Genomic DNA, 21366 nt, shown 5'->3' on the forward strand with positions numbered 1-21366 from the left:
TTTTGGCTAAAAGCGAGAAAAAAACAAAATATTTTCAATTATCTAATATTAAGCGGCTACCTAATAAATCAAAAATTCTACCCTCTATTACTAATAATCCTAGCCAATCAAGTAAACAAAAAAATTTAATTATCAAAAAGGCATTACCACCTATTACTTTAGTCAAAGTTAGTGCACTTAATAAAGACGGTGATTTTATTGCAAAACCTGTTGAATGGCCAAATGATCCAAAGCCCAATATTCGGATATCTTCTTCTCATCGCACAAAACGAATAAGCATTAGTATTGGAGATCACGTTCTTGTAAAAATTTTTCGAAATAAAGTTTTTCAAAATTCCCACTATACAGGACGAATTATCCGCAAGATTGATAGGAAAAAAAGAAAAATGCTTGGTATAGTGAGAAAATTAGAAAACGGAGAATGGCAGCTTGATCCAATAGAACGTAAAAATAATGAACTTATTATTGATATGTCTACGAAAATAGATATAAAAGCTGGTGATCTTGTCGAAGTTGAAATTAAAGACATTCCTAATGACAGACTCAAGTATGCAAAAATAAGAAATATTCTAGGGCACATTGATAATGAAACAGAACTTTCAATGATTGCTCTTATATCAAAAGAAATTCCTTATATTTTTTCTTCAGATGCCCTTGATCAAGCCAAAAATCTAAAGCCTGATAATACAATTAACCGTGAAGATTGGCGACAATTATCTTTTATTACAATTGATCCCCCAGATGCAAAAGACCATGATGATGCAGTTTATGCAATAAAAGATGAAAGCCCTACCAATATTGGAGGCTGGATTATTAATATCGCGATTGCGGATGTTTCTTGCTATATAAAAGCAGGAAGTACTCTAGACCAGGAAGCATTAAAACGAGGAAACTCTGTTTATTTTCCTGATTGTGTTATACCAATGCTACCAGAACATATTTCTAATGATTTATGCTCATTGCATGAAGGAAAAGATAGGCCTGCATTAGCTGTTCGTATGATTTTTGATGCGAATGGAAACAAACGTAAACATAGTTTCCATCGTATTGTAATGCGTACAGCAGCCAAACTATCTTATCAAGAAGTACAATGTGCAATTGAAGGAAATACGAATAAGAAAACGGCTCCCCTACTTAAAAACATTTTGCAACCATTATGGGATGCTTATTCCTGCCTTAAAATTGCGCGCAATCACCGACAACCATTAGAATTAGAAGTACCAGAAACAAAAATTATTCTTGATCAAAATGGATATATTAAAGATGTTATGATTTTACCTCACCTAGAGGCACATCGCTTAATTGAAGAATTCATGATACAAGCTAATATTGCAGCTGCTGAAACATTAAAAGAATATCATCAACCCTTCATTTATCGTATTCATGATAGGCCATCTCTTGCAAAACAGAAAATGCTCCAGAACTTTCTCAAAAGTCTGCGAATATCAACTGCTAGAGGAACTGAGCTTACATCAGCACAGCTTAATAATATCCTTATAAAAGTTATGAACACACAACAACAGGAACTAGTAAACCAGGTTATTTTACGCTCGCAATCTCAAGCTGAGTATAATCCTAAAAATATAGGCCATTTTGGTTTAAATTTACATAATTATACACATTTTACCTCACCAATTCGCCGTTATGCTGATTTAATTATTCATCGAGCACTTATAAAAGCTCTGCAATTAGGTAATGATGCACTCACAGATGAACAAGAGCAAAATCTTGCAAAAATCGCCACTCAGATTTCTTTACATGAACGCCGTGCAATAATAGCAGAACGAGAAACTGTTGATCGGCTTGTTGCGCATTATTTAGCTAATAAAATTGGACATTCATTTGGAGCCCGTGTTTCAGGAGTTATAAAAGCAGGTCTTTTTATCGCGCTTGATAAATTAAACGTAGATGGTTTCGTGCCTATTGCTACACTTAAAAGTGATTATTACTATTTCGACGAAGTACAGCACGCCCTTATAGGAAAACGTAGCCGTAAATGTTATCAACTTGGTGATATAGTCGAAGTAAAGATTCTAGAAGTACAACCTTTTTCTGGCTCTTTATATTTTGAAATGTTAACAAAACCTCGTCAGATAACTTTTTCACCTATCTCCTACAAAAAAAATAAATCTATAGTAAAAAAACGAAATCATGTTTTTGATACAAAGAAGACAACACTAAATGAAAGATCAAAAAATTAAAAGCTATAATAAATCAAAAACAATATTTACTTAAAAAAGCAATTGATTGTTTACTACATTTGTATAAATTATTTTAAGGTTATTATTCCTATCAAGTCATTTATAGTATTACTACACTAACAGTGATTTAAGAAAAATCTTTATTTCTCAACATTTTTTTAAATAAGATATAAATAAAAAGCACTATTAAGAAATAACTATATCACCAATATTTCTAAATTAAGGGATTATTTTAAAAACTCTTGTCATTGTATTATTATTTAATTCATACTTTTTCTCTATTTAGCTATGTGTAATGGCTTGATATGATTCTTATCTTGATTGATAAAAAACTCTTATTTGAATATATTATAAAATATGCAACATACAGATCTGTCTACCTTTTATCATCTAAAAATATACATAATTATTACGCAGGCTATGTGCTACGTTATAAATGCTACTTTTTTAAAGTACAATTTTCTTTTTCTATTTCCAACTAAATTTGGCACTAATCATAAGATCTGAATATAAAATAAAATTTACAATTAAACTCCCCTCATGATGAACAAAACCTTCAAATTCCCAAACAATTCTTTGCATGCAATTATTGCCGCGATTACCACCATTGGTGCTGTTGGTATAGCGTTAGGAATGGGAACACAACTTATTTCGTTGCTAATGACTGAAAAAGGATTTTCAAACAGTATTATCGGTTATAGTGGAGCAATCGGTGGGGTAGCAACAATTATTGCAGCCACTTTGGCTGCTCGGATAGCCTTATATCTCGGTGTTGTCGAATCAATGTTGCTTATGATGGTTTTTGGTTCTCTAAGCTTTTTAGGATTCTATTTCTTCGAATCGATATGGATTTGGTTCATTTTGCGATTTACACTGCATTTTGCTATGACAATTATATTTATTCTATCAGAATTTTGGATCAATAACGCTTCTCCACCTCAAAGGCGCAGTTTGATAATTTCTATCTATGCTATTACTTTAGGCCTAGGATTTATTTTAGGCCCAATGCTATTAGAAAAAATAGGAACACAAGATTTTATACCCTTTGGTACTGGCTGTCTTCTTATTATAATTGCTATCATACCCCTTCTTTCTGCCTGGAAACTAAGCCCAAAATTTCAAAGTAAAGAAAATACAACATTTTTTTCACATATTTTTCGTGTTCCTACCTCAACAATGGCAGCACTTATTTATGGTGCTATCCAAATGGGAACACTAACACTTATAACACCTTTTATTTTATCAATTGGATATAATAAAAATGAATCCATACATTTTATGGAAATCCTTGCTCTCGGAAATATCCTGCTTTTAATTCCTATAAGCTTCATAAGTGATTATCTAAAAGATAAGCGCTATTCCCTAATGGGCTGTGCCATCTTAGGATTGATTGGAACTCTTATTATACCAAGGATAGCAGAGCATCAATTGATTTTGATGATTGACCTTTTCTTACTTGGTGGTATACCTGCAGGTCTTTATACAATTGGGCTTGCACAACTTGGTACATATCTTAAAGGACAAGAGCTTGCTGCGGCTAACTCTGCTTTTATTTTTTGCTATGGCATTGGTATACTTATTGGGCCAGCTATTATTGGTCAAATAATGGATATGTTTAAACCATTTGGCTTTTCTTTGGCAATCGCCTGTTTTTTTAGCTTATATATCATTTTAGTGCTCATCCAACTAATTAGAAAGTCAAACAACTCTTGACTTTTTGTAGAACATCCGTAGTGTTTATATGTAATTGCATCAAAAGTAAATTTTGATAGCGAAGTAGTACTATTTTCAATATAACGGGACTCTTATTATGGCTAAGGCAGCAACCATTAAGATTAAGCTTTTGTCGACTGCAGATACTGGTTTTTTTTATGTAACAAAGAAAAATAGCCGCACAATGACAGATAAAATGAACAAACGTAAATATGACCCAATTGTCAAAAAACATGTTGAGTTTAAAGAAACAAAAATTAAATAATTAAGTTTTTCGTTTAAATTATTTAAATTGGTAATACTATAAATAGGAATACATAGTATATTACAGTAATTGTTTCGTAATTTAAAGATTCTTCATAAAACGCTTTTATTTCTAAGCTTTACAATATAAATAAATATAAGCGGAATAATTACAATCTTTTAACTTTAGTTTTAATATTTTGTATCAAAGAATATTTATCTTATTAAGAGGTGCATCTATTTTTAATAGAATAATTACTTTTCTATAAATACAAAGAGCTTACGAAAATTTAACATTTATTTTTTGTAAAATCATTCATTATTCATAACGATAATAAAAAAACTATATATATTATTATAGTTTTTTTAAAAGTTACAAATTATCTTTATTAAGATAAATTTAAATGCTGATTTTAAGATATTAATCTGTTCTTCATCCTTTAAAAAGTAAGATAAATTAATAAATCTACATAGAATACAGAATAGTGGAAAAGAATTAATTGGATTTATTTACTTATAAAAAAGATAAAACAGTTTATAAAAAAATTTCTGCTTCATACGTAAAACTTGATACATATCGAAATCAAGAAATAATTATTGTCAAAAAAAAATGTCTTAAACTTCTTGCTGACTATGCATTTTCGGATATCAACCATATTATCTATTACATTCCAGTTATCTAAAATAATTAGCAAATATTCTTTCAGATCCTGAAGCTACTGATAATGATAAATGTGTTGCCTATGACCTTTAAAAAAATGAAAATATATCCTCAAGTGGCATCCTTTCGATATGCCAAGAACTAGAAACAGCAATTATCATGGGTAAAAAAGGCCATCATATAGGACTGATGGAAATGATATTGATGCTTTTTTTATCAGAAGGAGTTTTAAGCACCTATACACGAAAAATTGAGCTATTCGCAAATTGTTCCTCTTTCTATGTTTGACAAAAAAATACACAAAACAACCTATCTGCTCAAATTTATCTTTATGACCAAAGAGAAGACTTATTATAAGTTTTTCTTTATAGCTAAAGAAGGTGAATCTGCAAATAAAACTTTTTTCTATCAAGGTATTCCATCTTACTATCACATGATCGTTTAATTAACTTTTTACAAAACAAAATTCATGCACTAGGAATAGCAGCCTACCTTCCCTACCACTTGCTATTGTCATAGGTCGAACTTCTGCAGAAATGAATTTAAAAACAGTTAAGCTTACTTCCCCTCACTATCTTGATAAACTTCCTAATAAAAGCTCGCAAAAAGTGTATGCTTTCCATAGCCTTGAAATGGAAAAAACAATTCAAAAACTAACCCAGAAAATGGGAATAAGAGCACAATTTGGTGGAAAATATTTTTGTCATGATGTTCATTTTATTCATCTTACTCGTCTTCCGTGCCATAGTGCTTCTCTACCAATTCGTTTAGGAGAATCTTGTTCTACAGATCACCAAGCACTCGGTAAAATCACTAAAGAGAGTATCTTACTTGAACAACTTGAAAGAGACGCAGCGTAATAGTAATAATATGCCTGATATTGATCAAAAAAATTGACAGAGCATGTATTAAAATTGACCTAAATCAACCATAGACAAAATCTTAAAGGAATTAGGAAAACACCCTGTTAAAACAAGAGTGTCTCTTACGGAGACAATTATTGTTGCCCTCGATTGGCAAATGCAAAAATTGGTGAGCCTTTAGAATAAAGTGAACCTACACCAGATTATTTTAAATAATCATCCTATTTACTATGCCGATCCATATGCCGGTTCAGCAAAAACGCCAGAGGGATATACGTCTGGCTCATTTGGCTCTACAATAGCTAGACGAATGGACGCCTTCGCTAACTAATTTCAATCACTGAAAGGATCTATGATAATGTTAGAAAAAGGTAATCGTTCACAAGTGGTTCGTGATTCTTGCTCAAAACACGGTCCGTTTATATCGATTCAATTGGTAGCTCAGCAGCCAATCTAGCACAAAACTGCATTAAAAAAATTGACATCGTAGAATACCCAGAATTAGGTATAGAGGCTATATAGCGAATTGAAGTTGAAGATTTTCCTGCTTTTATCATTATTGATAATAAATACCAATAATTTCTCTGAAGAATTCAATTTAAGCTAGTTATTAAAGTCAATAGTATATTAATCGCTAACTTCTTTTAAAAAAGTAAAATTCTCACAATTTTTTTATAATACTGAAATTAATAGTTTTTTAATCTTTTAATTGAATAAAGAAATAAGCTCTTTGTATTTATGAAAAAAACATTTCTATAATATCTTTTTATCATTCTAATAAAAATATTTTTTATTAATTTAATAATTTTAACTGCAATATTTTTTTTATTATTGATGATGAAAAATAACAAATTCCCAGCTATTTTTAATAGAAACTACCATAAAATATAAATTTATATCCAAATGATCAATATAATTTATTTGATAGCAAATGTTATCTCGCCATCATTAGCACTAAAATATATTTATATATAAAGTGCAATAAATCCTTTTCAAACTTAGAAAGTTAGTACAACAGATTACCGATATATTACCTAACTAATAACATAATTACACCATTATAATTCCTAGTTCATGAAAATAAATACCTTTCCTTATAATTCGAATAGTTTCAGTAAAAAATTTATCATTTTCAGTGTCATTATGATAATTATTGTTCTTATTAATGAAACAATTTATTCGAGATCCACCATAGCACAAATCCCAAGCATAATTTCCGTTCCCCCAAAATCTATAAAAGGTAACGTATTAGTCATTGATGGTGATTCAATTAAGATTGCTGATGTTATAATTCGACTTGCAGGAATCGATGCTCCTGAGCTCAATCAATTTTGCGGCATAAAAAAAGAACGTTATGCATGCGGCTTCCAAGCTAAAAAAAAATTAGAAAAACTTATAGATAATCAATCTGTTACGTGTCATTGGTCTAAAAAAGACAAATATCACCGTATTCTTGCTATATGTGGAACAAAAAAAGTTAATAACATTAACGCAGCGATGGTGCGTAATGGTTGGGCTATAAGCTTCTATAGCTATCGTAAAGAAGAACAAGAAGCCAAAAAACAAAAAAAAGGAATATGGCAGTCAAGTTTTCAAAAACCGCAAAAATGGCGTAAATCTCATTCCCGTGTAAATAAAGTAAAGTAATCTATTGCCTACATAACAATATCTTTCTAATTTCTTATTTATCATGAACCAACGACAATGTGATCATATTATCAAATTAGAAAAGGACATTCATTCTTGCCGTATTTGTATCAAACATCCACATTATCTTCCTCCTCTTCCTCATGAACCAAGACCTGTTGTTTATTTATCCAATACTGCTTCTATTGCAATTGCAGGGCAAGCGCCAGGATTACGTGTGCATGAAAGCTCTATACCTTTTAATGATCGTTCTGGCATAAGATTACGTAATTGGCTTGATGTAACAAGCGATGAATTTTACAATAGATCCCTATTTGCTATTGTTCCTATGGGATTTTGCTTTCCTGGTTACGATCAAAACAAATCTGATTTACCGCCAAGAAGTGAATGTCGAGAAATATGGCATGAAAAAGTATTTCAAGCTATGCCACAAATAAAACTTGTCCTTGCGATTGGAAGTTATGCGCAAAAATGGCATATTGCAAACCTAAAACATAAGACTGTCTCCGCAACCGTCAGTGATTGGAAAAACATCATATCCATACGTCAACCCCGAGGATATAATGTCATGCCTTTGCCTCATCCATCATGGCGAAATACTTTTTGGTTACAAAAACACCCATGGTTTAATAATGAGCTTATTGTACATCTTCGCTGTTTAGTACGTAAATTCTTATAAGTTTAATGTTGTATATCAATTTTTGATAATTAGCTGAAGTTATATAAAGTTTACAACATCACATTAACAATATGAGACTATAATAGCCAAATATAATTAATAACTTTTGCTATAAAGCTGACTCTACTCTTTATGACAGAAGTCTCTTTACCTAATGTGTAATATCCGATTCCCTTTTGAAACTGTTAATCAAAACTCTGTTTAGAAAAAGTTATCGTTATTATGACTAATGTAAATAACATCTCATCTTAAATATGAATTCACTTAAGAAAATAGGATTCAAAATTTGTGACCGATCCCCCCAATCTGTAGAAAAAATCTTTCTATTTAAATTCAATTTTAATTTTAAAATTCATTTTAGAAGTAATTTTATAAAGGAGTAAGAGCTTATCATATGATATTTTTAAAAAAAAGATGCCAAAAATATGTAATCAACAAATCAAAATAAAAAAGTGGTAATATAAGATATCAAATTATGAAAAATTATAAGATCAAATACCTCCTTTATATAAAAAAGGAATGGGGAGCTCAAATCTATATTTTGATAAATTTTTTCTACTAATTTTTTTTAATACTAAATCTTTCTACTCATGAATTCCCATTTGCGCGTGAACTAAAACAGCTGCTTTAACAATACCAGCTGCTATAGCTGCACCTGTTCCTTCACCAAGACACATTCCCAAATCCAAAAGTGGTTCTTTTCCAATTTTTTTTAAAAGTTTACAATGAGCTGCTTCAGAAGAAACATGTCCAACCAGTGTATGATCAAGAGCCGTTGGATTTATTTTATACAACACAGCTGCTGCAGCTGTTGCTACAAATCCGTCCAAAATAACCGGAATTTTTTGCATTCTTGCAGCTAAAATAGCCCCTACCATAGCAGCAATCTCACGCCCTCCTAAACGGCGCATAATTTCGAAAGGATCATTAAAATAATTTTTGTGTAAAGAGATCGCTGTCTTTACTGCCATAACCTTGCGCTGATAAAATTCTCCTACAGCTCCCATACCAGATCCTATCCATTCCTCAGCTTCTCCACCAAACAAAGCTAGACATAAAGCTGAAGCTATAGTCGTATTGCCGATTCCCATTTCCCCGATACACAAGAGATCTGTTCCTCCAGCAATTGACTCCATTCCAAATGCCATTGTTGCAGCTGCACTACGCTCATCCATTGCTGCATCTTTGGTAATATTCATTGTTGGATATTCCAGTGCCAAATCATATATTTTCAATCCAAGATCATAAGCTATACAAATCTGATTGATAGCAGCACAACCTGTCGTAAAATTTTGTACCATTTGTTGTGTCATAGATTGCGGAAATGGGGTAACACCCTCATCAGTAATACCATGATTACCAGAAAAAACAGCAACTAAAGGTTTCGTTATAATTGGCTTTTCTTCACCTCTCCATCCCGCATACCAAACTGCAATATCTTCTAATTTTCCTAGAACTCCCTGCGTTTTCATTAATTGTTCCTGCCGTTTTTTTGCTAAAGCTATCGTAAATTCATCAGCAACAGGTAAATTTATCAATAAAGCACGAAAATCATCAAATGGCCTAGCAATCATGAAAATACCTTTTTGAATTTGCAATACATAATTAAAACTTTATTTTATAGATAGGATATAAATAATTTATTGTTTTTCTTTCATACTACAAATGTAGGATGCATTATTTAATAAGCACCTACTATGATAATGTAGCGAATACTGAAAATCTCTTTAAGGAAAAAATATTAAACTTACATATAGCCATACATAATATTGCAGTAAACTTTTATATCTTTTTTAACTTTTAACAGAGTTTAACTATCGTAAATCAAGCTATTAATTCTATCCTTTCCTTTAGGTTACTGCAATTTTTCAATAATTATTCATAGTTATTATATAATATTAAGATAAAATTAAAAATTTTCATAAAATGATATTAACTTATAGCAGAAAAAGCTTCTTTTAAAATATGAACATTAGCATCTCTCCTTGTTGCATCATGTGATAATATTTGTCGCCATCGACGTGCGCCATCACGCCCTTGAAACAAACCAATCATATGACGTGTTACGTGAGAAAGACGCCCTCCTGATGCGATATGTTTGGCAGTGTAATCATACATAGCGTTAATAAGATCAAAATCACTAAGATTATTCCGTGGCTCACCATATATTTCAGAATCAATAAGGCATAAAAAAATAGGATTATGATAAACTTGCCGTCCAACCATAGCAGCATCACATGATCCTAGGTGTTCTTTTATTTCACTAATTGATCTTATTCCACCATTTAATCCAATGAAATTATTTTCATATTTACGTTTTAAATTATAAACTCTTTTATAATTAAGTGGTGGAATATCACGGTTTTCTTTTGGACTTAATCCTTTTAACCACGCTTTACGTGCATGTACCCACAACGCATCACAGCCAGCATTCCACACACGATCAGCTAAAAAATCTAAAGCTAATTCTTCATCCTGATCATCTACACCAATGCGACATTTAACAGTCACAGCTATAGTAACAGCTCGTTTCATCGCTTCCACAGCCCGCGCTACAATATCAGGATGTAACATTAAACAAGCACCAAATGTACCTGCCTGAACACGATCTGATGGACAACCAATATTTAAGTTAATTTCATCATAACCAAAATCTTCAACAATGCGTGCAGCTTCTGCTAATTTTTGTGGTTCTGATCCTCCTAATTGTAATGCAATTGGATGTTCTTCATCATTAAAAGCCAATAATTTTTCACGAATACCGTGAATCACAGTATCAGCTACAAACATTTCAGTGTAAAGTAATGCCTTCTTCGTCAAAAGACGATAAAAAAATCTGCAATGCCGATCTGTCCAACCCAACATTGGTGCTACCGCAAATTTTACCAATGATGGAGAATGATAAAACGTCATAGGATCATTACTCATATATTTCTATTATTATACTATTAAGCAAAAAAATAACCTCTTCTTCCTATCCAGATACAGATATTTTATTCTCTCTTATTTCTGAACAATTTCTGAAAAAATAAAAATACATTCCATATTTTATGGATCTTTAATTGTCTAAAATTCTTCCAACAACTAATAAAAAGGTACATACAATATATAATCTCTTAATTCGATTATTTTCTTTTTCTAGGATAATTTCTGAATTTATAAACACTGGCATTTTTAATTTTTCTAATTAATCAAATAATATATCTTAAACAGTAAAATCAAATATTATTGCCTCAGTACATATTCATGAATATATATAACAATTTAAAAATAACGCTTTTTAATTTATAAGACTTTGTAAATAAAATTGAACATACTATTTTTTATCAGAATTTTTCTAAATCTTTGAAAAAATTTAGAAATTGATCCATTATAATAATGGAATAAAAATTTTTTATTTTGATTGATCAAAAAGATGAAGTAGAAATTTTTGAAAAGTGACACAATTATATAAAAAGATTGGGAAATTATAAATTCTCAGACCATTGACTGATGAAGAGCTTACACGTTTAAAACTAGCTAAAGAAATTTTCCGTTCTATTTTTTAAAACACATAGGCAAAAAACTTTGTAAACATCGCATGTTCTCCTGTTAAAGCTCTCAAAAAAGTCATTACGCTACAATTTGCTTCAAAAACATTGCTTCTTTTAAAAAATAAAGACAAAAACTAAAATGTACATAAAGGTAAATTGAGAGAAGAAAAATTACTGCTAAGAAAAGAACACAAAAACACTGCCATTTATATCAAAACAAAATATAGAGGAAATTTGAGCACAATTGTATAAGTAAAAAGGCAAGCAGAAAAGTAAATAAAAAACCGCCCATATAAATAAAGAAAAAAATCTATATATTCCAAAATTTTGATAAAAAAGATGGTGCCCCCAGAGAGACTCGAACTCCCGACCCCCTGATTACAAATCAGGTGCTCTACCAACTGAGCTATAAGGGCATATTGCGTCGGGAATAGCATAAACTCACAAAAAGGCAAATAAAAAATTATAGATTGTCGTTTATATATTTAAAATATATATACCTAAATCAAATTAATTGGATTTTTTTTGATAAATATGTCTGATGCCAATCTTATTTATTGTTTTTTTTTTAATGCATTTAGATTGAACAATTTCTAATATAACAATTAAATCCATTCTTTTAGAGATTGTTAAAAAATACAAAAATTAATGAACCCAAATTTTATATCTAAAATATATTTATTATAAGTAAAAGACAAAAGTATTTTATATACATTCACCATTTACCTAACGTTTATAAATCGGAAGAGACTGATTTATCAGAGAGATATTTTTCTAACCAATGGATATCATAATTACCATTGGCAATATCTTGATTGTCAATAAGATCACAAAATAAAGGTAATGTAGTTTTGATGCCATCAATCACAAATTCACTTAAAGCACGCCGTAAACGCATCATACATTCCAAACGTGTACGCCCGTGAACAATCAGTTTTCCGATTAAGCTGTCATAATAGGGAGGAATACGATAACCTGAATAAGCACCTGAATCAACACGAACTCCTACCCCCCCAGGTGTATGAAAATGGGTAATAAGTCCTGGAGATGGTGTAAAATCAATTGGGTCTTCAGCATTAATACGGCATTCAATAGCATGTCCAGAAAAATGAATATCTTTTTGTGCGACTGAAAGCCCTAAACCAGATGCAATGTGAATTTGTTCATGAACTAAATCTATACCTGTAATTGCTTCAGTTACAGGATGCTCAACTTGTAAACGAGTATTCATTTCAATAAAATAGAATTCACCATTTTCGTAAAGAAACTCAACGGTACCTGCCCCACGATATCCAAGTTTTGCACAAGCATTTGCAACAATATTGCCAATTTTTTTCCGCTCAGTTTCATTAAGTGCAGGAGAATTAGCCTCTTCCCATACTTTTTGGTGGCGCCGTTGAAGTGAACAATCACGTTCTCCTAAGTGTATAGCTTTACCAACTCCATCACCCATGACCTGAATTTCAATGTGACGTGGTTTTTCTAGATATTTTTCAATATAAACCGCATCATCATTAAAAGCAGCACAGGCTTCTGAACGTGCTGTTTTGAGAGCTATTAAAAGTTTCCGCTCAGAATGAACAACTTTCATACCACGTCCGCCACCACCTGCAGAAGCTTTAATAATAACTGGGTAGCCAATTTCATTAGCAATGCGTAGAGCTTCTTCTTCTTCGACTATAGCTTCATTTGAACCTGGTACAACAGGAATACCGAGCTTTTTGGCAGTTTTTTTAGCTTCTATTTTATCACCCATTATACGAATATGCGCAGCTGTTGGACCTATAAATGTAATATTATGAGCCTCCAATACATCTGCAAACTTTGCATTCTCAGAAAGAAATCCATAGCCTGGATGAACAGCATCTGCTCCTGTAATTTCACAGGCAGAAATAAGTTGATGAACATTTAAATAAGAATCGCGAGATTGAGGAGGACCAATACAGACGCTTTCATCAGCAAGACGAACATGCATAGCATCAGCATCAGCTGTTGAATGAACAGCTACAGTTTTAATTCCAAGTTCTTTACACGCTCGCAAAATGCGAAGAGCAATTTCTCCTCGATTAGCAATGAGGATTTTTTGAATCATAACTGTCCCTCGCTTTATTCAACGATAATAAGTGGCTCATCAAATTCAACTGGTTGACCATCTTTAACCAAAATAGCAGTCACAGTACCTGAATGCGGTGACAGAATTTGATTCATTGTTTTCATTGCTTCAATAATCAATAGGGTTTGACCTTCAGAAACATTTTGCCCTACCTTTACAAAAGGCTGTGCGCCAGGTGCAGGCGCAAGATATGCTGTGCCAACCATTGGAGATGCTATCTCATTTTTTGATTTCTCTTTTTTTGTAGAACCTACAGTTGTTGGAACTGGAGAAGGAACCACTGTAGAAGAAGAAACAGGCGCATAAACTGTTTGCTCAGAAGTAGTATTTTGGCGCGCTACACAAATGCGTAATCCATCTTGTTCAACTTCAATATTGGTTAGATTCGTATCATTCAAAATTTCAGCAAGGTCGCGGATAATTGCCGTATCAATGCCAGTATATTTAGTAGCATCTATTTTTTTCATTGCCATTTTATTTCTAAAACTCCTTGACCGATAAAGATTGCTAGTACTTATTATTGCTATGACTAAATAGCTTTAAATCTTTAATGAAATCTTTTCTAATATTGTTGTTCACATTGTAATTAAATTAATCTGCTAAACAAACCCATATTTATAAATCTGTTAACACAAAGCAAAAATAAAGAATCAACATATTTATGTACCTCTTAATAGAGAGAATCAAATAAAGAGAATTTCATTGCGTATCTTCTATTACTGTTTGCAAAACATTTTTTTTTACAGCTCCAATAAATACTTTATCTCCAATGATATAAGCAGGAGCACCAGTAATACCCAACGCAGAAGCAATTTGAATATTCTCCTGAAAAAGTTTCTGTAAGCTCGAATCTTGTATTGCATTGCGTAATTCTTTTTCATTCGCTCCTAAAAAAACTGCCATTTTTATAGCTTTTTCTTCATTTGTACGACTTTGACTCATTAAGAGTTTTTTATGAAACTGAAAATACTTATCTGGAAATTGTTTTCTAAAAATTTGGGCAATAATATGTGTTGCCATCGAATCAGGTCCTAAAATTGGTAAATCTTTAATGACTATCCGTAGATCTGAATATTCTTGTGTTAGGCTTATTAAATCTGAATAGGAATGTTTACAATGTTTGCAATTGTAATCAAAAAATTCAACAAGAACTATTTTGCCATCTGGATTTCCCAAAATGGCATCATGAGGAGACTGAAAAATTTTTTTTTCCAATGATTTAATAATTGCAGTTTGTTTTTCAGCTTCTTTTTGATGACTCTGCTCAAACTTTTCTTGAAGGATAAGTTGCATTTCAATCATAATTTCTGGATTATTGAGTAGATAGTCTCTTACAATTTGTCGAATATAATTATCATTGATATTTTTTGTGCTTTTATCGCTAAATCTAGATAAAAAAGCAGAATCTTCCAAAAGTTGTATTTTAAGATTCTCTATAGTCAGGTGATCTAATGTTTTTTCTTTTGTTTGCGCATTTGATAAAAATGGATACATAAAAACACTCAATATAATTATTATTAAAATTTTCTTTACAAATAGTATTTTTGAATATTGAGTTTGATTAATCATTTATCTGTCTTTGTATTTGGCTGAAGTATTTATAAACTTATATGACAAAGTATCATATTTATGCAACCAACCAATTTAATTGTAATATGTAATTTAGCAAATTATGGAAATAATCTATTTCTTACGATTAATATACAGAATACTTCTATGCATATTTTTTAAACAAAAAAATATGTCAATATTTGATGTAAAACGTTTGTCTTGATTGTGCAGATGTTTCTATAATTTAACAAGATAGAGCAAAGTAAAATTAATATGAAAGAAAAACAATGAAAGCCTCAACACATTATGATCTATTTGTCATTGGTGGTGGAATAAATGGATGTGGAGTGGCTAGAGATGCAGCTGGTCGTGGATTTAGTGTTGGATTAGCTGAAATGAATGATCTCGCATCGGGTACATCAAGTGCATCAACAAAGCTTATTCATGGCGGTCTTCGTTATCTTGAACACTGTGAATTTGGATTAGTTCGTAAAGCATTGAAGGAACGCGAGATTATTTGGCGTATGGCTCCACACATTGTGCATCCTTTGCGCTTTATCCTACCTTATCATAAAAAATTACGGTCTCCTTGGATATTACGCTTTGGACTTTTTATTTATGATTATCTTGGTGGTTGGAATCAAATATTTCAGCGGACCAAGATGATTGATTTGTCAAAAAATTTTGACACCTTTTTAAAAGAAAATTATCGTAAGGGTTTTGAATATTCTGATGCGATAGTAGATGATGCTCGTTTGGTTATTGCTAATGCACGAGACGCAGAAAAATGGGGCGCTGATATAAAAGTACGAACAGAAGTTCTATCCTTAAAAATAGAAGAGAAAAAATGGCTTATTACTCTTCATGATAAGTTAAATAATAAAAAATATTGTGTTACAGCTTCTTATATTGCAAATATGGTTGGTCCTTGGATAAATCAGGTTTTAGCCAATGTTTTAAATTCTACAGAGCTTCCGCCTATGCGGCTTGTTAAAGGTTCCCATATTTTGGTTCCTAAATTCGATATTCATAATCGCGCTTATATTTTGCAAAATAGTGATGATCGTATTATTTTCGCCATCCCATATCAGGAAGAGTTTACATTAATTGGAACAACAGATTGTGATTATCAAGGTGATCCTGCTAATGTAGCTATTAGTGATAAAGAAATCGATTATATCTGTGCAGTAGCAAATGAATATTTCAAACAACCAATATTACGTGAGAGCATTATATGGACTTATTCGGGCGTTCGTCCTCTTTATGATGATTGTTCTTCAAGAGCTCAAGAAATAACACGTGATTATGTTCTAAAAGAAATTGGAGTGGAAGATACACCAAAAATTCTTAATCTATATGGTGGAAAAATCACGACTTATCGCATATTGGCTGAAGATGTGATGAAATTTATTGAAAAAGCCCTTGGTCCTAAGAAAGGACCATGGACATTGAATTCTGTGCTTCCTGGAGGCGATTTTCCATACAATAGGTTAGATATAATTGAAAACAGAATTGCTGTTTTGCTTCCAGATTTAGATGTTTTTACTTGCCGTAGGCTTGCTCGATCCTATGGCTCAGAGACATTTGTAATATTTGCAAATGGTAATGTGGATAAAGGAAAATATTTTGGGCATGGGCTTTATGAAATAGAAGTGAAATGGCTAATGGAAAAAGAATGGGCAAGGACATGTGAAGATATATTATGGCGTCGTTCAAAACTTGGCCTTTTTTTTAATAAACATGAAACTGATGCTCTTGCCGCCTATATAGAAGATAAAAGAGGAAAAAAATAGAGAGTGTTTTTTCACTAGAGTACATAAAACTTTGTATATCTAAACTTTGATCAGTTCGTAAAAATTTGATTATGGCATTTCAACTTCATTTTCGTCAAAAAATTATAAATGGAGTCTTAGATATTAAGACAGCAGCAATTATTAATATACAGGGTTACATTTGGATTGGACTATCAGGTTAACTTAAAATTTTTATCATATTTATAATATCACTTAAAATTAAATATTTTTTTTCTTGAGACTTTTATGACTATCTATAAATAATCAAAGTTATTCCTATTTCTCATTAAGTTTCCAATAGAATTATTTTCTCAAAAATATCAATTCAAAAAAAAGGGCCAAAGAAAGATGTGCACAATTTTTGTGCTTATAAATAATGAAAACAAAAAGTATCTCTTCAACAAAACTAGCGCTTTGGTATTATCAATCTAATTAAATTGTAATTAATACCATCAAGAATCAATTTATTATGCATTTCAGCTTTTATTTTGAACTTCAGTATTATTTCTCAAAGAGATGTGGGTTTTCAAAAGCAAGATTCTGCCTTGCTTTTTGTAATCGTTGAATAATCTCATCAATTTTCGACGAAGAATAAGAAGATTCTTGATTATCAGTTAATGAATGTTTTTTCCCCTCACCTTCATAAAAACACTGAATTTGTGACTGGAGAGTTCGTATTTCTTGAAATAAAAGGCGGCTAGTTTCTCTAAAGCTATTATTAAGTGAAAAAATCTGGTCTGAAATTGACATTAAAATTTGTTTTAAAAAATGCTCATTTTCTTGACGTTTACGATATTCTAAAACAAGAGCATAACTTATTTCATCTAACTGCTGTTTAGTGACATCAATTTTATGCAATAAATCTGGCGCTCCGCCTATGTTGTCTTTTCTTACTTTTAAAAGCATAGCATGAATATTTAATAGTCTAACTGCAGAATAAGACAAATAATCGACTAACGTAAGCGTATTAGTATAGTGTTTTTTTTTAACCATCATAAACCTACCTAATGATTAATTGTATACATTTATCCCACTATTCATTTTTAGTCCTATAGAACTATTCTAAAGAAAATGCTAAAAAATCTCTTTTCTAATTTATTTATATCCAATTATTATATTTGGTTTTTTTTTATATTTAAGGATTGGTTAATGGGGATAGGAGATGCATAGGTGTATAAAGAATAAAATCTGTTGTTTTCTTTAAGATATTGCTACCATCAGAAAGAATGGCTTGACTAGGTGATAATTCTGTTTCTTGCATAATCGTTGAAGCTAAAGATCCCTCTCGAGATAAAGCCATTAATGTTGGTGAAGATGCAAATACATTATGCGTCCCACCGTCAACATTAGATAAATCAAGAATAGCTATTCCATTCTTTCGTAATATTTCAATATTTGAGCCATCTCCTACACGAGGGTGTCCACCTGTAAGCTTTCTTGAAACAGCAAGCGCTTTGTCTTTACGAGATACCAAAATAGCTGTTGGTTGAGGTAATTGTTTAATATCATTAAGTTGACGCTCAAATACATCAAGATCAATGTCCGGAGCAGCCATTAAAAAACTTGTAATGCGATGAATTAGCTTGTATTTTCCTTGTAATGCTAAAGTTCTAAATGCTTCCATTGTAACAAGATTGCCCATAGAATGCGCAATAATTGATACCTGATCAGCTTTTGTTTCACTTATAATCATCAGAAGTTCTATCAATCCATCACGTGCAAAATTGGCGCTATCGCGATCATAAATATAAAGAGGTATCGCACCAGCTGAAGGCCATGAATAGTGTACATTAACAACATTCAAAGAATAATCGTAAGCAAATTGGGCTGTACGAAATGTACCATCTGCAAAATTGTTATTGTAACCATGAATAAAAAGGAAAATTTCTTTTTTTCCTTTTGGCTTTTTTGCTAACGCAATATTTAATTGCTGTTTAAATTGCTCTTTATTATCATATTTTTGCAAAGCGACTGCTGCAAAATATTTATCATGACTCGGTTTATAAGCATTTGTCTCAACCACACCTTTCACATGTTTTTGAGGAATTCCTACATCAACACGGTTATAGTATACTTTATTTGACCGTTTTGCTCCATAAGGCTGAGAATAATTATCCTGCATCATACGACTTGTAGCAACATATACTGGGATAATAGCTTTCGGAGGAATTGGCTTTTCAACTTTCTGTTGTACCGCAACCATAGACGGTGTTGCATGTATTCCATGCCAAAGTACAGCACGTGACCCATCACATGCAACTAATAAAGTAATGCAAATAAAAAATACTAAATATTTAAAAAACAATACACTTTTCACTATGATACCACCCAATCTTATTAAAAATTAAAAAAGAGCTCATATTTCGTACCTATAGTAATAACAAAAGATACAGTTTCTAACGATCTGTAATTAAAGTAATTATACAAGACATTTAAAAAAATGTACAGAATTCACCTACTAACGCTCAATATCATAGCTTTTATCTGCATTTTAAAATCAATCACAAAAAAACACAAATGGTGCGGTCGAGAAGACTCGAACTTCCACGAGTTGCCCCACAGCGACCTCAACGCTGCGCGTCTACCAATTCCGCCACGACCGCACAAATTAGAAGTAAAAATTATTACTCTCCGCATTTAACAAATCACACAGTAGGGCACAAGTTTATTTTTGTATTCTTATAATTTATTTCATTTCATGTGAATTTATGCTTAATAAAATAAATTCTCAAAGCGCATAAATAGTTTACCATAATTAGCGTATCAATGACATAAAACTAGCTTGTGCGACTTGATCACTTTGATAATATCCATGAAAACTTGTTGTAATTGTCATGGTCCCTTGCTTTCGTATTCCTCTCATACCCATACACATATGCTCAGCCTCAACCACTACAGCAACACCACGAGGCTTCAGATGTGTTTCTAGAGCATCAACTATTTGTGCTGTCATGGTTTCTTGTGTTTGTAAACGACGAGAAAAAGCATCTACAACACGTGCAATTTTTGAAAGTCCAACAACCTTTTTATCAGGAAGATAAGCAATATGAGCTTTACCAATAATTGGAAGCATATGATGTTCACAATGTGAATAAAAAGAAATATTCTTCATTATAACTGGTTCATTATATCCTGAAACTTCTTCAAAAACTGTACCTAAAATTTCTTCAACTGATTCGTCATAACCTGTAAAAAATTCACGATACACTTTAGCAATACGACTTGGCGTCTTTAAAAGACCTTCTCGATTTGGATTTTCTCCTATCCATAACAGCAATGTATGAATCGCCATCTCTACTTCTTTAACACTAGGCTTTTTTTGCTCAAAGAGAAATGAACTTTTTGCTCTTCCTTCCATCACATCACACATTAAAAACTCCAAATTATTATGTATAAAATGTTTATTATATACCTATTTTCATAATCTTTATATAAACAAATTAAAAGCTTAAATAGCATTAACTCTTGAAAGTTTAGTAGCTTATGATTGACAATGTCTATAGTAATAAAATACTTGAACATGCTGCACATATAAGCAAAATTGGCCGTCTTAATAATCCGGATGCAACATCAAAAAAATGTGCGCGCTTTTGTGGATCGATTGTTACCGTAGACCTAAAAGTAGCAAATAGCATCATCATAGATTTTGCTCATGAGATATGCGCATGTGTACTTGGACAAGCTTCATCTTCTATTCTTGCACATCATATCGTTGGCCAAAAAACACAAGATCTTAAAATATTACATGAAATTATTCAGCATATGTTAACAAAAAATGGCCCTCCCCCTTCAGCTCCATTTGAAGCATTTGCTTGCCTACAACCTATTAAAGACTATAAAACGCGTCATGGATCAGTAATGCTTACTTTTGATGCGGTCATAGATTGTATTAAACAAATTGAAGAAAAATGAATGGCTAAACAACAGGTAAAAACAAAAAAAACATACACAAGAAATTACAAAGAACCTTGGCAAAAAACACCTGGACGATTACTTGGTATTGGATTAATACGTTTCTATCAAATAACACTGTCCAATTTTATAGGTAATCAGTGTCGTCACAGACCAACTTGTTCAGAATATACCTATGAAGCAATTGCACGCCATGGTCTATGGGCAGGTGCATGGATGGGTTTTTTTCGTCTTATCCGCTGTGGTCCCTTTGGAACAAATGGCTTTGATCCAGTACCAACCTCTATTGAAAATTCCTATAAGCCTTGGCATTATTGGAAAATTTCTATCAAACACAATAAATAATCCTTTCTTTTTTAAAGCGTTATGCATAAAAAGAATTGATAGAAAACTAGCCTATTAGTTTTAATTGATTGTTTTGCTAAATGTTCACGAAACCATCCGCAACCGTTAGCGG

The 21366-nt window shown here is 31.8% G+C and carries 16 protein-coding genes, 2 tRNA genes and 1 pseudogene; 9 read left to right on the forward strand and 10 right to left on the reverse strand.

Features of this window, described 5'->3' with window-relative positions:
• Nucleotides 1-2 precede the first annotated feature (2 nt).
• From rnr to BJB63x_RS03160, 6 genes and pseudogenes are all read left to right on the forward strand, one after another.
• Nucleotides 3-2201 (forward strand): ribonuclease R, encoded by a 2199-nt coding sequence (gene rnr / locus BJB63x_RS03135; RefSeq protein WP_078718973.1) that lies wholly within the window; start codon nt 3-5, stop codon nt 2199-2201.
• Between the two features lie 540 nt (nt 2202-2741).
• Nucleotides 2742-3914, forward strand: coding sequence for an MFS transporter (locus BJB63x_RS03140; RefSeq protein WP_078718974.1), 1173 nt, complete (start codon nt 2742-2744; stop codon nt 3912-3914).
• A 97-nt stretch (nt 3915-4011) separates the two neighbouring features.
• Nucleotides 4012-4179, forward strand: a complete 168-nt coding sequence (gene rpmG, locus BJB63x_RS03145) for a 50S ribosomal protein L33 (RefSeq protein WP_041849655.1) — start codon at nt 4012-4014, stop codon at nt 4177-4179.
• A 478-nt stretch (nt 4180-4657) separates the two neighbouring features.
• Nucleotides 4658-6288 (forward strand): annotated as a pseudogene (locus tag BJB63x_RS03150) (fumarate hydratase C-terminal domain-containing protein).
• Between the two features lie 536 nt (nt 6289-6824).
• On the forward strand, nt 6825-7328 hold the full coding sequence (locus BJB63x_RS03155; RefSeq protein WP_153300751.1) for a thermonuclease family protein: 504 nt from the start codon (nt 6825-6827) through the stop codon (nt 7326-7328).
• Nucleotides 7329-7371: 43 nt separating this feature from the next.
• Nucleotides 7372-8007, forward strand: coding sequence for a uracil-DNA glycosylase family protein (locus tag BJB63x_RS03160; protein WP_078718976.1), 636 nt, complete (start codon nt 7372-7374; stop codon nt 8005-8007).
• Between the two features lie 584 nt (nt 8008-8591).
• Here the strand turns inward: BJB63x_RS03160 and cobT are convergent.
• The 6 genes from cobT to BJB63x_RS03190 all read right to left on the reverse strand — a co-directional run bounded on the left by cobT (nt 8592) and on the right by BJB63x_RS03190 (nt 15222).
• Nucleotides 8592-9581, reverse strand: coding sequence for a nicotinate-nucleotide--dimethylbenzimidazole phosphoribosyltransferase (gene cobT / locus BJB63x_RS03165; RefSeq protein ID WP_078718977.1), 990 nt, complete (start codon nt 9579-9581; stop codon nt 8592-8594).
• 358 nt (nt 9582-9939) lie between these two features.
• Entirely contained in the window at nt 9940-10920 is a 981-nt protein-coding gene (gene dusA, locus BJB63x_RS03170; RefSeq protein ID WP_078719531.1) for a tRNA dihydrouridine(20/20a) synthase DusA, read from the reverse strand.
• A gap of 960 nt (nt 10921-11880) precedes the next feature.
• Nucleotides 11881-11956: transfer RNA gene (locus tag BJB63x_RS03175), tRNA-Thr, on the reverse strand.
• Nucleotides 11957-12273: 317 nt separating this feature from the next.
• Nucleotides 12274-13632 carry an acetyl-CoA carboxylase biotin carboxylase subunit gene (accC, locus tag BJB63x_RS03180; protein ID WP_078719641.1) on the reverse strand — a complete coding sequence of 453 codons (1359 nt, stop codon included), beginning with the start codon at nt 13630-13632 and terminating at the stop codon, nt 12274-12276.
• Between the two features lie 14 nt (nt 13633-13646).
• The gene (gene accB, locus BJB63x_RS03185; RefSeq protein WP_078719642.1) at nt 13647-14126 is read right to left on the reverse strand and encodes an acetyl-CoA carboxylase biotin carboxyl carrier protein; all 480 of its coding nucleotides are present in this window, start codon (nt 14124-14126) and stop codon (nt 13647-13649) included.
• Nucleotides 14127-14352: 226 nt separating this feature from the next.
• Nucleotides 14353-15222, reverse strand: a complete 870-nt coding sequence (locus tag BJB63x_RS03190; RefSeq protein ID WP_078718978.1) for a DsbA family protein — start codon at nt 15220-15222, stop codon at nt 14353-14355.
• A 269-nt stretch (nt 15223-15491) separates the two neighbouring features.
• On the opposite strand from BJB63x_RS03190, the gene glpD reads away from it, so the two are divergent.
• A complete protein-coding gene (gene glpD / locus BJB63x_RS03195) occupies nt 15492-16997 on the forward strand; it encodes a glycerol-3-phosphate dehydrogenase (RefSeq protein WP_078718979.1) in 1506 nt (501 codons plus the stop codon).
• Between the two features lie 501 nt (nt 16998-17498).
• Here the strand turns inward: glpD and BJB63x_RS03200 are convergent.
• The 4 genes from BJB63x_RS03200 to folE all read right to left on the reverse strand — a co-directional run bounded on the left by BJB63x_RS03200 (nt 17499) and on the right by folE (nt 20355).
• Nucleotides 17499-17990 (reverse strand): hypothetical protein, encoded by a 492-nt coding sequence (locus BJB63x_RS03200; protein WP_078718980.1) that lies wholly within the window; start codon nt 17988-17990, stop codon nt 17499-17501.
• A gap of 142 nt (nt 17991-18132) precedes the next feature.
• On the reverse strand, nt 18133-19314 hold the full coding sequence (locus BJB63x_RS03205) for an alpha/beta hydrolase (protein ID WP_078719532.1): 1182 nt from the start codon (nt 19312-19314) through the stop codon (nt 18133-18135).
• Nucleotides 19315-19515: 201 nt separating this feature from the next.
• A tRNA-Leu gene (locus BJB63x_RS03210) sits at nt 19516-19600 on the reverse strand.
• A gap of 152 nt (nt 19601-19752) precedes the next feature.
• Complete coding sequence (folE, locus tag BJB63x_RS03215; RefSeq protein ID WP_442855953.1) at nt 19753-20355, reverse strand: GTP cyclohydrolase I FolE; 603 nt, start codon at nt 20353-20355, stop codon at nt 19753-19755.
• A 125-nt stretch (nt 20356-20480) separates the two neighbouring features.
• Here folE and BJB63x_RS03220 point away from each other — a divergent pair, with 125 nt between their 5' ends.
• Both BJB63x_RS03220 and yidD read left to right on the forward strand, forming a co-directional pair.
• A complete protein-coding gene (locus BJB63x_RS03220; protein WP_078718982.1) occupies nt 20481-20909 on the forward strand; it encodes an iron-sulfur cluster assembly scaffold protein in 429 nt (142 codons plus the stop codon).
• A complete protein-coding gene (gene yidD / locus BJB63x_RS03225) occupies nt 20910-21254 on the forward strand; it encodes a membrane protein insertion efficiency factor YidD (RefSeq protein WP_078719643.1) in 345 nt (114 codons plus the stop codon).
• Nucleotides 21255-21366 lie beyond the last annotated feature (112 nt).

Origin of the sequence: Bartonella sp. JB63 (assembly GCF_002022665.1) — a bacterium.
In the GTDB taxonomy this organism is placed as follows: domain Bacteria; phylum Pseudomonadota; class Alphaproteobacteria; order Rhizobiales; family Rhizobiaceae; genus Bartonella.

Coding starts and splice junctions, on each gene's coding strand:
- BJB63x_RS03140 (WP_078718974.1), top strand. CDS start 2,742: ATGATGAACAAAACCTTCAAATTCCCAAACAATTCTTTGCATGCAATT.
- rpmG (WP_041849655.1), top strand. CDS start 4,012: ATGGCTAAGGCAGCAACCATTAAGATTAAGCTTTTGTCGACTGCAGAT.
- BJB63x_RS03155 (WP_153300751.1), top strand. CDS start 6,825: ATGATAATTATTGTTCTTATTAATGAAACAATTTATTCGAGATCCACC.
- BJB63x_RS03160 (WP_078718976.1), top strand. CDS start 7,372: ATGAACCAACGACAATGTGATCATATTATCAAATTAGAAAAGGACATT.
- cobT (WP_078718977.1), bottom strand. CDS start 9,581: ATGATTGCTAGGCCATTTGATGATTTTCGTGCTTTATTGATAAATTTA.
- dusA (WP_078719531.1), bottom strand. CDS start 10,920: ATGACGTTTTATCATTCTCCATCATTGGTAAAATTTGCGGTAGCACCA.
- accC (WP_078719641.1), bottom strand. CDS start 13,632: ATGATTCAAAAAATCCTCATTGCTAATCGAGGAGAAATTGCTCTTCGC.
- accB (WP_078719642.1), bottom strand. CDS start 14,126: ATGGCAATGAAAAAAATAGATGCTACTAAATATACTGGCATTGATACG.
- BJB63x_RS03190 (WP_078718978.1), bottom strand. CDS start 15,222: ATGATTAATCAAACTCAATATTCAAAAATACTATTTGTAAAGAAAATT.
- glpD (WP_078718979.1), top strand. CDS start 15,492: ATGAAAGCCTCAACACATTATGATCTATTTGTCATTGGTGGTGGAATA.
- BJB63x_RS03200 (WP_078718980.1), bottom strand. CDS start 17,990: ATGGTTAAAAAAAAACACTATACTAATACGCTTACGTTAGTCGATTAT.
- folE (WP_442855953.1), bottom strand. CDS start 20,355: ATGGAAGGAAGAGCAAAAAGTTCATTTCTCTTTGAGCAAAAAAAGCCT.
- BJB63x_RS03220 (WP_078718982.1), top strand. CDS start 20,481: ATGATTGACAATGTCTATAGTAATAAAATACTTGAACATGCTGCACAT.
- yidD (WP_078719643.1), top strand. CDS start 20,910: ATGGCTAAACAACAGGTAAAAACAAAAAAAACATACACAAGAAATTAC.